This window comes from Candidatus Villigracilis vicinus (assembly GCF_016702885.1).
Classification (GTDB): Bacteria; Chloroflexota; Anaerolineae; order Anaerolineales; family Villigracilaceae; genus Villigracilis; species Villigracilis vicinus.
This window is the reverse complement of the sequence record NZ_JADJDD010000013.1, coordinates 1-15951: the sequence shown is the minus strand read 5'-3', so window position 1 is coordinate 15951 and position 15951 is coordinate 1. Positions and strand designations below refer to the sequence as shown.

Annotated in this window: 12 protein-coding genes; 1 reads left to right on the top strand and 11 read right to left on the bottom strand. The window is 51.3% G+C overall.

The features are described 5' to 3' along the window. Window positions 1–38 precede the first annotated feature (38 nt). Window positions 39–1853 carry an ABC transporter ATP-binding protein gene (locus tag IPG80_RS12265; protein WP_345107100.1) on the top strand — a complete coding sequence of 605 codons (1815 nt, stop codon included), beginning with the start codon at window positions 39–41 and terminating at the stop codon, window positions 1851–1853. Window positions 1854–1906: 53 nt separating this feature from the next. Here the strand turns inward: IPG80_RS12265 and IPG80_RS12260 are convergent, their stop codons facing one another. From IPG80_RS12260 to IPG80_RS12210, 11 genes are all read right to left on the bottom strand, one after another. Next, window positions 1907–2587, bottom strand: coding sequence for an NAD-binding protein (locus IPG80_RS12260; RefSeq protein ID WP_345107097.1), 681 nt, complete (start codon window positions 2585–2587; stop codon window positions 1907–1909). Window position 2588: 1 nt separating this feature from the next. Further along, window positions 2589–3254 (bottom strand): TrkA family potassium uptake protein, encoded by a 666-nt coding sequence (locus IPG80_RS12255; RefSeq protein ID WP_345107094.1) that lies wholly within the window; start codon window positions 3252–3254, stop codon window positions 2589–2591. A gap of 12 nt (window positions 3255–3266) precedes the next feature. Then, window positions 3267–5231 carry an APC family permease gene (locus IPG80_RS12250; RefSeq protein WP_345107092.1) on the bottom strand — a complete coding sequence of 655 codons (1965 nt, stop codon included), beginning with the start codon at window positions 5229–5231 and terminating at the stop codon, window positions 3267–3269. Window positions 5232–5392: 161 nt separating this feature from the next. Beyond that, window positions 5393–8695, bottom strand: a complete 3303-nt coding sequence (locus IPG80_RS12245; protein WP_345107088.1) for an ATP-binding protein — start codon at window positions 8693–8695, stop codon at window positions 5393–5395. Window positions 8696–8764: 69 nt separating this feature from the next. Further along, window positions 8765–9478, bottom strand: a complete 714-nt coding sequence (locus IPG80_RS12240; RefSeq protein WP_345107085.1) for a lysophospholipid acyltransferase family protein — start codon at window positions 9476–9478, stop codon at window positions 8765–8767. A 4-nt stretch (window positions 9479–9482) separates the two neighbouring features. Then, entirely contained in the window at window positions 9483–10163 is a 681-nt protein-coding gene (gene cmk / locus IPG80_RS12235) for a (d)CMP kinase (RefSeq protein ID WP_345107082.1), read from the bottom strand. 130 nt (window positions 10164–10293) lie between these two features. Next, window positions 10294–12000, bottom strand: coding sequence for a hypothetical protein (locus tag IPG80_RS12230; protein WP_345107079.1), 1707 nt, complete (start codon window positions 11998–12000; stop codon window positions 10294–10296). 255 nt (window positions 12001–12255) lie between these two features. Beyond that, window positions 12256–13206, bottom strand: a complete 951-nt coding sequence (locus tag IPG80_RS12225) for a hypothetical protein (RefSeq protein WP_345107076.1) — start codon at window positions 13204–13206, stop codon at window positions 12256–12258. After that, the gene (locus tag IPG80_RS12220) at window positions 13203–13973 is read right to left on the bottom strand and encodes a hypothetical protein (RefSeq protein ID WP_345107073.1); all 771 of its coding nucleotides are present in this window, start codon (window positions 13971–13973) and stop codon (window positions 13203–13205) included. Before IPG80_RS12220 ends, IPG80_RS12225 begins: the two co-directional genes overlap by 4 nt. A gap of 546 nt (window positions 13974–14519) precedes the next feature. Further along, on the bottom strand, window positions 14520–14996 hold the full coding sequence (locus IPG80_RS12215; RefSeq protein ID WP_345107071.1) for a hypothetical protein: 477 nt from the start codon (window positions 14994–14996) through the stop codon (window positions 14520–14522). Between the two features lie 356 nt (window positions 14997–15352). After that, window positions 15353–15799, bottom strand: a complete 447-nt coding sequence (locus IPG80_RS12210) for a hypothetical protein (protein WP_345107069.1) — start codon at window positions 15797–15799, stop codon at window positions 15353–15355. Window positions 15800–15951: the final 152 nt, after the last annotated feature.

Sequence of the window (15951 nt, the reverse complement as noted above, 5' to 3'; positions counted from 1 at the left end):
TCACCATCCAAATATCGAGTATCGAACAACGAGGTTTTATGGGTTTCTTTGCAGGACTAAACGACGAAAAATACGACCGCCAGTATAAGGACAATGAACTTGCCTGGCGTATGGTTAATTATTTTGATACACAAAAATCACGACTGATCTTCGCGTCTGTAGTCATCATCGTGATCGCGGTCATCGGAGCGGCACTGCCCGTCATCGTCAGCCGTATGGTGGATCTCATCAAAGACCAGCCAACGGTTAGGGACATTCTTTTGGTCGGGCTGGCACTTGTCGGCGTGGCATTCGGTCAATGGGGATTGAACTGGCTAAGGCGCGGTCTGATCGTGCGCGCCGTTGGGGATGTGGTGCTGGACATGCGCTCACGCGCCTTCCGCGCTGCCGCCGAGCATGACCTCTCTTTCTACGACCAGTTCTCCTCGGGACGTATCGTCTCGCGCATCACGTCAGACACCAACGACTTTGGACAGCTCGTGGTCATCGTCACCGATGTAGTTGCGCAATTCATTCAGGCATTCCTGATCGCCGTGGTGCTCTTTCGCACCGAATGGCGGCTGGCATCACTGCTCATCGCTTTTCTGCCGGTCATCTTCGGCATTGCTTCGGGCTTCCGCGCCTGGGCACGCACCGTCACCAAGCGCGGCATGAAAGCCATGGCAGATGTCAATGCTGCCATCAAGGAAACCATCAGCGGCATCTCCATTGCCAAGAACTTCCGGCAGGAAGAGAGCATCTTCAAATCGTTCGATGAATCGAACCAGCAATCCTATGGAGTGAATGTACAGCGCGGCTTTGTGCTTTCGCTGGTCTTCCCCACTCTGAATGCGTTGGGCGGCATCTTCGTTGGTGTACTGGTATATGTGGGCGGGAACAGTGCGGCGCAGGGCTTGGTCAGTATTGGGGCATGGTATCTTTTCATCATGAGCCTTGACCAGTTCTTCTTCCCGGTCTTGAACCTCACTTCGTTCTGGGCACAGATCCAAAGCGGACTCTCTGCCGCGGAACGCGTCTTTGCCTTGATCGACGCTGACCCGAATGTGGTTCAGGAAGAAAAACAGGATGTGCCGCGCCTCAAAGGCGAGATCCATTTCGATCACATGCATTTCCGTTATGCGGATAAAGAACCGGTCCTCAACGACTTCAGTCTGCTCATCCAACCTGGAGAGACACTTGCACTGGTAGGGCATACCGGCGCCGGAAAATCATCCATTGCAAAATTGATCGCGCGTTTTTATGAATTTCAACAAGGGCGTCTGCTGATCGACGGGCGCGACATTCGCACTTTTGACCTTACCCAATATCGCCGCCAACTGGGCATTGTTTCGCAGGTTCCATTTCTTTTCTCTGGAACCATCGCGGAAAACATTCGCTACGCTGCACCCGGCGCACCGGAAAGTGAAATGCTGCGCCTCGCCAAACGCATTGGCGACGGTGAATGGCTGGATGCGCTCCCAAATGGACTGTACACGGAAGTCGGTGAACGCGGCAACCGACTTTCGATGGGACAGCGTCAACTCGTGGCATTGATGCGCGTACTGGTGCAAAACCCCGCCATCTTTATCCTAGACGAAGCCACCGCCAGCATTGACCCATTCACCGAATGGCAGATCCAACAAGCATTGAATTTGATCCTGAAAAATTCAACCAGCATCCTGATCGCGCACCGCCTTTCCACGGTCAAAGCCGCAGACCGGATCGTAGTCATGCGCAAGGGCACCATCATTGAAGAAGGAAATCATCAAGGGTTGCTGGACCAAAGCGGTCACTATGCCGAGTTATATAACACCTACTTCAGGCATCAATCCCTGGCGTATATTGAGCAGATGAAAGAAATGATCTCAAAGTAGCCGGTTTTCTTATAAAAAATCTCCCGATGATGTATCATCGGGAGATTTTTATTTTAGAGAATGGAGCGATCCGGCGGTTCGAGAAGCAGGGCAAGTTGTTTAGCACCCTCATCGTCTGTGATGGCAAGGACCTCATCATAGGCTTCAAGAGTTATGGTTCCGCTCGGCAGGGTGACCTGTCCCTTGCGGATGATGGCAGCGATGACGCATTGCTCAGGCAAGCCAAGGTCTTTGATCTGCACACCAATGGCTTTTGCTCCAGGGGGAACCTTCTCCTCCACCAGAGCATAACGTCCACGACGCAGCTTGAGCAGGGTCATCATATCGCCAAGAGACATTTCCTCCTGGATCAGATGCGCCATCACTTCGGCTTGATTAATGGTTTCATCCACATGGAAGTTCTTATCGAAGAGCCAGGCATTACGGGGGTTATTGATGCGTCCCACCGTGCGGCGAACCTTGAACATGGTCCGCGCCAGATAACAAAGCACGAGGTTGGCTTCATCTTCACTGGTGCAGGCAACCATGACATTTGCGCGTTCCAGACCGGCTTCTTTTAAGACATTCGGGTCGGTGGCGCGCCCTTCGTAGATCACCTCGGTGGGAAGTTCATGATGAAGGCGTGCAAGCAATTCCTTGCGATGCTCCACCAACCGGACTTCATAGTTCTGTTCAATCAATTGAGCGGCAAGTTGAGCGCCTGTGCGTCCGCCGCCAGCAATAAATACAAACATGTTAAGCCTCCTTGCCTTCCTGCAATTTTGCGCGCAGGGATTTGACACCCTCCAGCGTAGCACTGACGGTCAGCACATCACCGCTGTGTAGTTTGGATGCAGGCGTGGGGAGTTCAGCACGCCCGGCTCGCGTAAGCGCCGAGCAGACGATACCGTCGCAGCCAGCCAGCAGATCGGAAACGGTCAACCCATTCCATTTTTCAGAAATGTACATTTCATACATTTCCACTTCGCCATTGCCAGCCGAGAACACAGCGCGGAAGGACGGGTCGATCATCAGTTCCTGCACGCGTTCGGCACCCCAAGCCGTGGAGCTGACGATCTGCAACCCAAAGGCTTCAAGCATATCGCGCATGGCAGGATCGTAATTGCGGACGATAACCTGCTTCACGTTCGGGTAATGCACACGGATGGTATGCCCGATAACGGCGTTCATCGTATCGGAATTGGTGACGATGGCAACGCCCTCGGCTTTGTCCATGGCAGAGCGGGAGAGGGTATCGGCGGAGAGAGAATCTCCCTCGACGGTACGCCCGCGAAAATCGGGGTGGAGGCGGTTGAAGGCTTGCTGGTTTGAATCCACCACCACGACTTGATGTCCATTTTTGTAGAGGCGGTAGGAAAGTTCCGCCCCAAATCTTCCACAGCCTATGACTATGAAATTCATATTGGTCACTCCTTAATGTTCGCTTTCGGTTTCGTGAACGTGATAGGGCACATTGGTGATCACGATACCGTGTTGGTTTTTCAATTGACTGCGCAAAATATTTGCAGTGTTGGTATGCAGGGCGTCGGTCAGACGATTATCGGAAACAAACTCCGGTACGACGACAGTGATAGTCTCGCCGGGCTGGCGGTTCTCTGCCAGGTCGGCGATATATTCAAGCAGCGGTTCGATGAAGAGGCGGTACGGCGAATCCAACATGACCAGGCGCACGCCGTCACCCCAGGTTTCCCATTTCTTGCGGGTTTTCTCAGCCTCATCCGGCTCAATGACGATATGAACGCCAGTTACATCATCTGAAAGCATACGGGCATATCGCAATGCCGCAAGCGTTCCCTGATGCACGCCACTGACCGGCATGATAACGCGATGGCGGTGGGTATGCGGCGGGATCACGCCGAAATTTTCGAGTGATAGATTTCTGGCGAGGTTATTGTAGTGACGGTGGATCATCCAGAAAACACCCACGAGGATCGGGATGAGAATCAACACCAGATACGCCCCATCCTTGAATTTCGTGATCGCAAAGACCATCATCACAACGGCGGTACAAATTGCGCCAAAACCGTTGACAAACATTTTGAGCACCCAATTCTTCTCAAAATGAATGGTGGAACCACGTTCCGTTTTCTCCTCACCGGGTTTAAGCCTGCCGCTCTTCCACCAGCGCAGCGCCATGCCGCCCTGCGAAAGAGTAAAGGAAAGGAATACCCCAATGGCGTATAGCGGGATCAAGCGGGTGACACTTGCACTAAAAAGCACCATCAACACGGATGCAATGATCGCAAGGGTGACGATACCGCGTGAGTACACCAAACGGCTGCCGCGGTAGGCAAGCTGGCGCGGAATGAAACCGTCTTTAGCGATCAACGCACCAAGGCGCGGGAAATCTGCAAATGCGGTATTGGCTGCCATGATCAGAATGACCGTGGTGGCGGAGATGACCATCAGATACATGGTGTCATGCCCGTCAAAAATGGTCCGAGCGATCTGAGAGATGACCGTTTCAGTTTCAGACGGCACCGCATGGATGGTATTGGTAATGAAAGAGATGCCCAAAAAGAATGAGCTAAGGATGATCGACATCCAAACCAGGGTAATGCCTGCGTTCTTACTGCGTGGTTCTTTGAAGGCGGTGATGCCATTCGAGATGGCTTCGATACCAGTCAGCGCTGCCGTACCGCTGGAGAAGGCATGCAGTAACAGGAATGGCGTAATGGCTGTAAGCGCGTCCCCGTGAAATTCAATTTCTGGCGGGTCAACGACCATCCCAAGTGAACCGGTGATGATGCGCCATAAACCGATCAAGATCATAATGAGGACAACAAGGATAAAAAAGTAGGTCGGAACCGCGAATGCCGTCCCGGACTCTTTCACACCGCGCAGGTTGATCAGCATGATGAACATGATGAACACAACCGCCAACGGAACGCGCAGGTCGTATAAATTGGGAAAGGCAGATACCAACTGCGCCACACCCGACGCGATCGACACCGACACCGTCAGGATGTAATCAGTGAGCAGCGCGGCAGCAGCGATCAATGCCGGAAATTCGCCCAGATTATCGCGCGCCACAATATAAGCGCCGCCGCCATCCGGATAGGCATGAATGGTCTGCTCATACGAGATCGACACGATCGCAAGCAGTACTACGATCGCAATGGAGATCGTAAAGACATACCCGAACGCCATCGTACCTGCCGCCGCTAAAATGACAAGGATCTCCTGCGTGGCATACGCCGTGGAAGAGAGCGCGTCAGACGCGAAGACAGCCAGACCGACACGTTTCCCGATGGTCTGATGGGGCGCATCCGCCGTGGAAAGCGGACGACCGATCAGCCAGGAACGCCAGTTACGCGGCGGCTTGTATTCCGTTTTTCTTTCAATAATAGGGGATTGTTTATTTTCTTGATTTATCATACGTACCTATGGCAAAAATTAAGCCCTTCCCGCGGAAGGACAAAGTCGGATTATAGTACGAATCCTTTTTTCAGGTATCACCTTCTAGGGGGATCATATGGATCAGGAAGCATTTAATACACATCATCACCTCAGTTAAGCAACAGGGTGATGTACGTGTATTACGATGTTTTGGTTTCTTTGGGTTGAACAAGCGGGATCTGCAAATAGAACGTGCTGCCCTTGCCCGCCGCACTTTCCACCCAGACGCGCCCACGATGGTTTTCGGCAATGGAATGCACAATGGCAAGCCCCAACCCGGAGCCGGGCTGTGCGCGCGCCTCGCGCTGTTTACCGCGATAGAACTTCTCGAACAAATGCGGGATATCATCCGGCGGGATGCCAATCCCCGAGTCTTCGATGGCAAAGATCAGATATTCCGGCTGAGATACAGTTCGGATCGTCACTTTCCCGGATTGGGGAGTGTACTTGATGGCGTTCTCCACCAGGTTATAAACCGCTTGATGCAAAAGCGCCTGATCGGCTTCCACGGCATGCGGCATGTCCTTGGGAAGCTCCACTGTGAGATGAATGTTCTTTTGCATAGCCTGTAACTGCAAGGCGCTGGTCACGCGTTCAATGATATCCAGCACCGGCACATTTTCCACCTGCAAACCAACACCGAACTCGATGCGCCCAAGGTCGAGCAGGTTATTCACCAAACGAGACATATTCTCCACGCCGGTGACGATCTTCTTGACATAGCCCTGCTGCTGTTCGTTCAATTCCCCCACTGTATCGAGCATGGTGGCGTACCCGCGCATGAGGGTCAGCGGTGAACGCAGGTCATGGCTGACGGTTGCCACGAATTCGGATTTCATCGTATCCAATTCTTTAAAGTGGGTCACATCACGCATGATGCATATACGCCCGATCTGACGTCCTTCCACCATCACTGGGGAAGCGGTGGCAAAGTAAGTACGGCTATCCGGCAGCACCATTTCGGTGGATTGTTTTTCAGAGACCGTACTCTGCAACAACGCCAACAGCGGGCGCAGTTTGATCGCCTTCTCGGTTTCCATGCCGCTGCGAGTATCATCCGCGCCCAGCCCAAGAGCAGACGTGGACGCATGATTGGCGAGCAGCAAGCGGTTGCGATGATCCGTCACGATGACAGGGTCAGGCGAAGAATTAATGATGGCTTCCAACTGACGGCGGGAGGCTTCCACATTCAAATACAAGTGGGCATTCGCCACCGCCAACGCCGCCTGCCCCGCCAGAGTAGTAATAAAGCGAACATCCGAATCAGAGAATTTACGCGGCTGTTCATAGCCAGCCCAGACCACGCCATAATAACGATTCTCGTGGCGCAGCGCCACAGCCAGCATCGCCAGCGGATGAGTTTTGTTCGCATCGAACAGCAGCTCGCGCGAACGCGTTAAATTCGGCAGGACGATCTTCTCCTGACTTTGCGCCAGGTCGAGGATCTGGTCATCGAGATGAGCGTACACATCCTGTGAGGTGCCCAAGGCAAAACGCGAGGGCAGTTCAATGAACGTATCGGGAAGAACACTCGGCGAGATTATCACACTGACAGAATTCGCACCCGTGGAAAGGATCGCCTCCAACACCGGCTTGACCGCATCCTGCATCTCCAAACTGGATGCCACACCCTGACTGACCTGCAAGAGACGGTTAAGCTCTTCCAATCGTGCCTGCAACCCAATACGCATCTGCTCGAACGCGCGCCGCAATTGGGCAACTTCATCTTCACCGGTCACCGAAAGCGGATTATCCAGATTCCCTTGGGCAATACGGTTGGCTTCGGCAGCCAAGCCTTTCAATGACCCCGTCACCACACGCAAACCGAGTCGGAGAGATGCCAACGCAATGACCGCAAGTACAACGATCATGGATGCCAGCGGTGTGGCAATATTCAATGCCAACTGCTGGGCGATCTGGGCAGGGACGGTCAACACGATCGCCCACGGACGCCCAACCACTGGATGGTAATACACCAACTCGCGCGTACCATCAGCGGCGGTATTATCGTAGAAGAACGGCTCAGGCGCCTGCTGCCCTTCATACGTGGTCAACACATGGCTTTCATCCGAGTTGTATATGATGTGATTCGAATCATCCACCAACATGCCTGATCCGTTCAAGTCGCGCATATTATCGAGACTCTTGATCAACGGCAATGTCAGCGGATTTGCAGCGACGGTCGTCCGCCCGATCAGAACCCGGCGCACTTGTGCGCCATCACGGATCGCCGCCAAAAACGAAATACGCGCCGACCCATCTTCAGAGATCGGCGGAATGGGATAGACCTGAGTCAGGACTCCTTGAGTCGATAAAAGAATGCCCATATCTTCATCGGGATATAACCGGAAACCCGGACGTGTATCTTCAGGGTAGATCGCCAGCACATCCCGCGTGACGGCATCCAATACAATAAGTTGGTCGAAGTATGGAACCGATTTGATGCGCGAAGCGATAACCGCTGTCAGATCTGAACCATTCGCTTCCAGCAGGCTCGGCTCATTTGCCAGTTGCACCGCCAGGTTTTGCCCCGTCTCAAGGAAGAAAGGTACGGTCTGCGCCGCAGATTCGCCGGCACTCGACAAGCGATCTTCAAGCATCTCACGCGCGGCTTTGCCTGCCACCACCCAGCCCCCTACAAGCAGGGTTAACAGCAATAGCAAAATGAAGGTACCCACCGCAAAAATAAAACGAGATTCGAGACTCTTCTCACCAGGTGAAGGCTGCAAGGGCTGCTTGCTGCCCCAACCGGCAGGAAATGCCATCGAAATAACCTGAGCCACCAACCCGCCGATCAACATCTCACCGCCAAAGGCGATGGTGACCACAAGCGCATTGCTGATCGCAAAATCCAGCCGCGCCGTGGTGGGCACATCCGCGCCCCATTGGGTGTAGAGTGCGCTCAAGGTATAGAACAAAGTGTGCAACGGCACCAGCAACAACGCCCCCACCAACGGCTGACGCAGCAACCGATAAGCAGGCGTACGATACCGCTGACGAGTGTTCCCGGAAAACCAAACACCCAGCAAAGCAAATTCAAGGATCGGGAAAAGAGAGTACAGGTCCCATGTGCCGCGGATCAGACCGGCAAACGCCCCCAAAAACGCAGCCGCCAATGGACCAATAAAACCGCCGCCCAACAGCCAGGGAATGGCAGAGAAAACCATCAGTGCAGAACCCGGCGCATCGGCGGGCAGCCCAGGCAAAGGGCGGACAGAGCCGAAGGTCAGTCGTACACCAACGAATAAATTAAGAACCGGAACCAGTAGAAAGAAGAAAAGAAACAGCCCCCAATTCTTGCCGCCCCACGCCAAACCTTCCGCACGGTATTGATATAGAAGAACGATCAACACCACCAATAGAGACACCCATACAAACCATCCTGCAAGAGTGGGCGGGGCGGGGAACGCAATGCCTGCAAGGAGCGTAAGGATAAAATCCATTTTTGTAAATTATAGCCCAAAGGGCGTTCTTCGGTTCACAGGGCAGTTTGCAATTTTGGAATTTTGGACCTATTCCCCGCGAATTTTTTCCGGCAACAGGTCTGCCAGCGCCGCCATGATCTGACGTGTCCCCGCATCCAACGCCTCGCGCCGCGCCGACGCCTGCCCGGTCAGCCTGAACATTTTTCCAACCCGAATGTGAACCGGTGCGCGCCGGAATTTTTTCATGTACCCATACACCAACGCATTGCCTGTGCCGGTCAGGATGATCGGCAGCACCGGCGCACCGGAACGATACGCCAAAAACGCCGCACCGCCCGTGCCCTCCTCCAATGCCCCGGTCAGAGAATAACGTCCCTCTGGCGCAATGATAATGATGCGACCTTCTGCCAATCCATCCAGGGCGGCGCGCAAAGCGCGTTTATCAGGCTTGCCGCGATGCAGCCAGATGACCCCATACCAATCCATAAGCCTGCCAAGGATGGGCAGATCGTACAACTCGATTTTGCCGAGAGCATCTGGCGTGAAAGGCAGGGAGGCGATCAATGCGGGGGTATCGGCATCGCCAAGATGATTGATGACCACCAAAAGCGGACCGCCCTTGGGCAGGTTTTCCATGCCCTCGGTCGTGACCCGCAAACATAGCCGCGCTACGAACTTCAACAAGCCGTGTGAAAATTTTCGGAAGGCACGCCGCGCAAGAGTCAGCTTGGGCAGGCGCACCAGGTTTGGCTTCCATACCTCAGTGACCGGTTTCGGCGCGGACAGCGGCTCTTCTGACATATTTTTATTTACACATCTCAAGGATGTGAGTGTAAACCTGCTCTTCATTCATGGTATCGGTATCAAGAATGACCGCATCATCAGCGGGACGCAAAGGCGCCACAGCACGAGTGGAATCGAGCCGGTCACGTTCGATCATCTTCTTGAGGATCTCATCATAATCAGCAGCTTCACCACGGTCGACGATCTCTTTATAGCGGCGGCGGGCACGTTCCTCGGCGCTGGCATCCATGTAAAGCTTTAGGTCGGCTTCCGGCAAAACAACGGTGCCGATATCCCTGCCGACCATGACAACCCTGCCGCGCATCCCGATGCGGCGCTGCTGTTCGGAGAGTGCTTTGCGCACCCCCGCATACGCCGAAACAACGGAGACATTCGCATCCACATTGCCGGAACGCATATCCCAGGTGACGTCTTTACCGCCAATGACCACATCACAGGCGCGCCCGTCGTTTTGGGTGGGCTGGCGGATATCGATCTGGGCGTTCTGCGCCAGTTCGGTAATGGCAGTTTCGTCGTGCAGGTTCATATCATGTTCCAGCGCGATCCAGGTGACGGCGCGGTACATGATGCCTGTGTCAAAGAATAGAAAGCCCAGGCTATCGGCGAGTCTTCTTCCAACGGTGGATTTGCCAGAGGCGGCGGGACCGTCGAGAGCAATAATAGAAGGAGGAGTATTTTTCATAGTGACCCCATTTTACAACATACAGCTTGTCTCAACGCCTTGCAAAGGTCTTTATTCTGTTACCTTTTTAAATAAAAAGAACGCACAGAGACGATCTCCATGCGTTCTTTGTTATCTGTTTGGGGAAGAGTTATTTATCGAGGAAAAGGTCGCTGTTTGCCCAGAGGATGATGATCTCTTTTTCAGTGGGCATCTGGCGTAACGGTACCCAGCGGAACCAGCTCGCCACATCGGCAAAAACCCATGAGGGAGTCTGCCGCCAGACAAAGTCTTGCCCGCGATAGGAGGATGCAAGCTGCGGGTCTGTTTCGTAGGTGGTGATGACGAAATCGCCGGGGTTGATCGGGTCTAATGTGTCTACCACCTGGACGGGGTTCTCGCGCAACGCCCATTCCAGCGCCGGGGACTGAACTCCAAAAATAGTGACGGATGCGGTGTAGTCGTTACCGGTGCCGCTTTCAGAAACCTGGCTGACCGTATCGCGGACCAAATCTGCCTGCATGGGAATGCCGGACTGCCACCATAATTCAGGGAAGTCCATGCCGCGCAAGCCCATGGAGCCAAACAAGCCGCCAAGGCTTAAGACTCCCAAAGCGACTGCCATGCCCCATACGCCGCCCAGCCGCGCAACGCGAATGGACCAGCCCGCCGCGATCAATACCAGGCTGACCATCAGCAGGAAGATCGAGCCGATCAACATTCCGGCACGTAGTCTGTAGTCAGGCGTATCGATGACCAGCCAGTTGATCCCTGCCATGCCAAGCCAGGCGAACACCCAAATGAAAACCGTCAGCCCGACCACACCGGCAACTTCGCGGCGCTCCTCAGGGAGAATAGTGAAGTGACGCACCAGTTCCAGAGAAGCGAGTGCGTTGAGCGGAATCAACACCCACGCCAGGTCTGCCATTTGGCGGGCAGGGAAAAAGACAACAAGCAGGAGCGCAACCAACAACCAGATGCTCAGGAAAATAATGCGGCGCAATCCGCCTGCCCAGCCGCGGACGAGGGACATGATGGTCAGTAGAAGCGCGAAGGGCTGGTAGATCAAAACAGAGACAAGCAGCATGCTGCGCAAGACGGGACTGGGCATCGTCCACATTTTGATGAAGGCGGGAATGGAAGAGAAGGCGGCGCCCAACCCGGCGGGAGATGTGAAGAAGAGCGTTCCGGCGATGAGGAAGGCGGCAATGAAAGTGATGAATGCAGAAGGAGGAATGACAAATGAGGCGCGCTGAACTTCTGGCGCTGGCTGTCCTTCGGCGCTGGTTGATCGGTCAACTTTGGATATGAAGGGTTGGAAGATGGCAAAGGCGATGGCAATACCGAGCAAGCCCAGCCAAACGGACGGTCCGCCAAGGAGGGCGAGGGCGGCGGTAACGGCTGCCCAATGAAATTTATTCTTGTTAATGAACCCGGCGGTGAAGGCGAGGCAGGTGATGGCAAGGATGGGGCTCGCGGCTTGACGGGAGATGGCGACCAAGCCGGGGTCGAGGGCAAGGAAGAAGGCGAGGATCAGGCTCGGGCGGGGTTTGAAGCGGTCGTCCAGGAGCAGGGGCGCTAGAACGAGGAGACTGCCAATCAGGGCGGGGACGAGTCGGGCGAGGAAATTTGTGCCGCCGCCATACATTAAGAAGAAGACAGAGGTTAAGAGGATGTACAGCGGATGGGGGTCGAGGGCGGGGTTGGCGCTTTGCGAAACATGCAGGGCTTGCAGGGCAGGCGCGGCTTCGGCGTCGGTGAGGGGCATGGCGCCGAGGGCGATCAGGCGCACGGCAAGGGCGATAAAAAATGCCAGCGCATACAACCAACCTTCGTATTTGAAATGGCGATAAGTCATGGGCGCTATTGTAATCTGTTCTGCTTGCGCCGGAAGATTACGCTCAATTGTTTTTAATCAAAGGATGCCACTCCCAATCGCGGACACGAGTCCCGCCACAGTGCCCCATCGCATCCCCACTTGGTAGTTCGCCAGCATGGACGCTATCCCACCGAGGAAGAATATGATAACAAGTGTGAGTAGCATCACACCCGCCTCGTAGTAACGACTAAGAAAAATAATAGTAAATTCTTTTGCATTTCACCAACCTTTAATTTATTCCACAAAAAACTGATCCTCATAAAAACATCTCTTGTTTTCTTTCATGAATAAATTATAGATTCCTTGGGTATCAAGCTTTTGGCTTTCGCGATAAGCATCCAATGTTGAAGAAGAGAAATTCTTTACCTTAGTACTAAGGAAAAAATAAGGCATATCATCAATTGATGGGGCAGCTACTATGAGCATAAAACCGCCCACTTGCCCATCGCCTATTGAGGGGCAAAGCTCATATATTCCATTCTTATCTAATTTTGCAATCCCCGAATACATACCCATGATTTGCGAATGGTTGTAAATCACGTCAATCCCATACGCGGCAATCGTATCTTGTGTATGCGGAGGGGTGATGTATATTTCGTCAGGAATTCCGTGACGGCGAAAGAGGTCTAGTATCCCATAACGTTCTAAATGCCTGTCGGTCAAATCTTCGCGCCGATTTTTATCCACATCATATCTTACTGGGGCATGAAAACCAACAATTACACCTTGCACAATACCGGAAGAAGCCATTAAATCTAGTGAAAAATCCAAGGTGGTGTCTTTGCTGGTATCAACAAAAATTGAGTACCCATCTATCGGTGGCATCCCCCAAAATGTGAATGGGAGAATTGATCCCCTTTTATAGGGTTCAAAAATATCAAAAGCACCTTGAATACTGGTTTTCCCAGGTTGGACTCCTAAAAAGCAAGGAAGTTCACATCCGCCATTTGTTTGTAACGCATCATAAAGTTGGTCTTGTATCTCAAAAGCAAGCGTTGGTGGGGAAGGCGGAAAGGTTGGAGTTACAAACTGGGTAGGTGTTAGAGTCGCCTTTACAATTGGGAACTGTGTACTTGTCGCTGCCGGAACCATATTCAAGGGCGGCTCTGAGCGTAGTTCGCAGGAGAAAAGTGTCAGGCACAATAGTACATACGAAAAAAAAGCGCGAAATTTGGGCGTGTTCATTTTCCAAATACCTGATATAAAATCTTTAGCATTTCCTCGCGTCTTGCATCGCCAGCTGCGTTGGGTGAAAAACCATAAGTATCATTTCCTGTACCATCGTAAATGAAGTTCAAAAACATATCGGCAGACTGTTCTACTTTGGCGTTGCCGCTGAAAGTATCACCATTGGGCTTGTGTTCCCAAGAATCCTCGCTACGCAAGAATCCTTCAGGCTGTCGAAACCAATAATTTCCTTCTGTGTCATAGTCCAAATAAGTTCCATCACCCATGGGGATTTTGTTAACCGTTCCTATCATATTTACACCTTTTGCAACTTGATTGACCCAAAAGATATGCCCGAATTCATGAATAAGATTTGCTTCAGTTGGAAGGGTGTTACAAGTTATTTTATTTACTTCTACGATACAGTTTTCATCATTATCGCCAATTGGATAGTCTGGATCAAGAATAATTTGTATTCTTCCTCCGTGTATGTACGCAAAAGCGAGATGAGGATATTTCAAATCTGGGGAAATAGTTAAGAGTTTGTTAGCTGTCAAGTTTGCCGCATTTAGTACTACTTGCCGTCCAACGGCATCGAAACCTATAGTCTCAATGCCGTAATCAAATAAAGTAGGTAAAAACGTCGGTGTCGGTAAAGGTGTCCTCGTTGGTAAGGGTGTGTTTGCTGTCTCGTTAGCAATGATAGTGGCTACATCTGGATGTAATGTCTTTGTCGGGGTCTGAGTCATCGGCACTGGTGTTAGTGTCAGTGTTGGGGTTGCCATAAGGCTCGTTGAACCATGTTCCCAAATTATCCCAAGCCGTCAACCGTATTTCGTGCATGACATGCTAAATCAAACGGTTTGCAGTCTTCATAGTCCAGTGGGTTTGGTTCTTGAGGAAAAGGCATAGCAAGCACCTTGCCTCCAGCACTTTGCCTGGCTTGCTCTTGCGCTTTATACTCCTCCGCAATGGACACCGCATTCCGCTCTCCTGCCCGTTGAGCTTCAATTGCTTTCTGGCGTTCATACTCCTGGCATTACTCTCCTGCCGCGCAATGTATCCGCCGTCTGCTTATATCAATGCGGACGGCTTCTTCCTGTCTTGGCCTGTGCAACTTTGCCATGGCAGCCTGTGCTTTCGCATTCTGTTCTGCCTGTAAGGCCCCACAATGCGCTTCTCCTGCATCATGGCTTGGTACGCCTTGCGTCCCGCATTCGTCCTGCCGCCGCCATCTCCTCTCCTCTTTTGAACCCACTCACTATCTTTAAGCTAATACCTTCAATAACCATTACATGTCCACTAAAGTATCAAAGCAGATTGTTATTATTTTAATTCACATAACCAAGTTCTTTACCTTCTAATATTTCCCATAGCTCTAATTGCCGAATCTCGCCTATGTTTTGAGCTATTGCAGAGATAAAAGCAATACCCAAGTAGATAAGAACAAGTCCAACTAAGTTAAATACGTTTGTCTTTCCTAATATATCCGCAAGGACACTCCCTATAGCAGGTATCACATAATGAAGTTTGTCTAAAACCCTCAATCTTCTCAATCGATCTCGTTCCAGCACAGGTCCATCATAATCCACAAACGCAGAAATGTCCCAAATCCAGTTTTTTTCGTCAAGTTTTTTATTCAGCCATCCTTTTAAGCGGGCTACTTCCATCTTTTTCATAGTTTTTTTCGAGACACCGAACATCATCCATATCGAAATGCTGATTGATAAAATATAAATTATCATCACGGATTGCTCTCTTCCTATCAAAGCATTTCGCAGTCCAACATCAAATAGAACAAGCGCCATAATGAAAGAGCCACACAATCTATACTTAAGGTATCGAATCACATTAAATCTTTTTAATACCCGTGACCAAAACCCAGCAATATATATATGTACGCGGCTACAAGGAGTATTGTTTCAGGCCATTCAAATAAAATGGGGTCTCAAAACGAAAAGAAATATTACAAACAATTCCGGATGAAGACAAGAACAATCCATAGAATTGGGTTCAAAAGCTATGTTTCAAAAACTAGGTTTCATTAGTCCTTTATTTTCATCGCTTAGCATAGTTCTTCCTTTGGGTTGTGGTGTTCCTGAGTTAATGATGACTGAGGAGAAGGTGTTTCAGCAAGATTTGGATATCTGTTGATATACCTGCTTCATTTCCTTCGTAAGGGAACAGGTGTCTCTTGCCCAATAGTGTTCTCAGTATCAAATGAAGGTGTCGGTTTATGAACAGGAGCTATATTACTCGGCTTAGGCGTTAAGTATTCTTCCAGCACTTCACGAACATTATTTGAATCGATAAAGGTATCATATGCAACACTAGTAACTATATCCGCCCCTATTTTAGATACCCCAGCAATATATATATTGCCAGTAAATGCAGCTACCAAAAGCCCAACTCCAATCCCAACAGCTTCACTGAGCACAAAGCCAAAAGTATCAATCATAATATCTGCCGTTATACGTGCAGGGCTCCGAAGATTTTTGATATTATCAATAAGATTGGGTGCTATCGTCAAGCCTAGTCCAAATCCTAGCGTTACAGGAGCAGTGACATCACCAATAGTTCTTCCCAATGCTCGGATAGTCCGCTTATCCATCAAAATTGTTTACAATGGACCCGAGACATCGTCAATATAAGGTGTTATACCCCTGATAACTGGCAAATATAATGGGACATCGTCTGCATTTTTTAAAATCGTTACAGTCTCATCTTCTGTGGCAACACCGGGGTCAATAAAGTTGCCGGGCT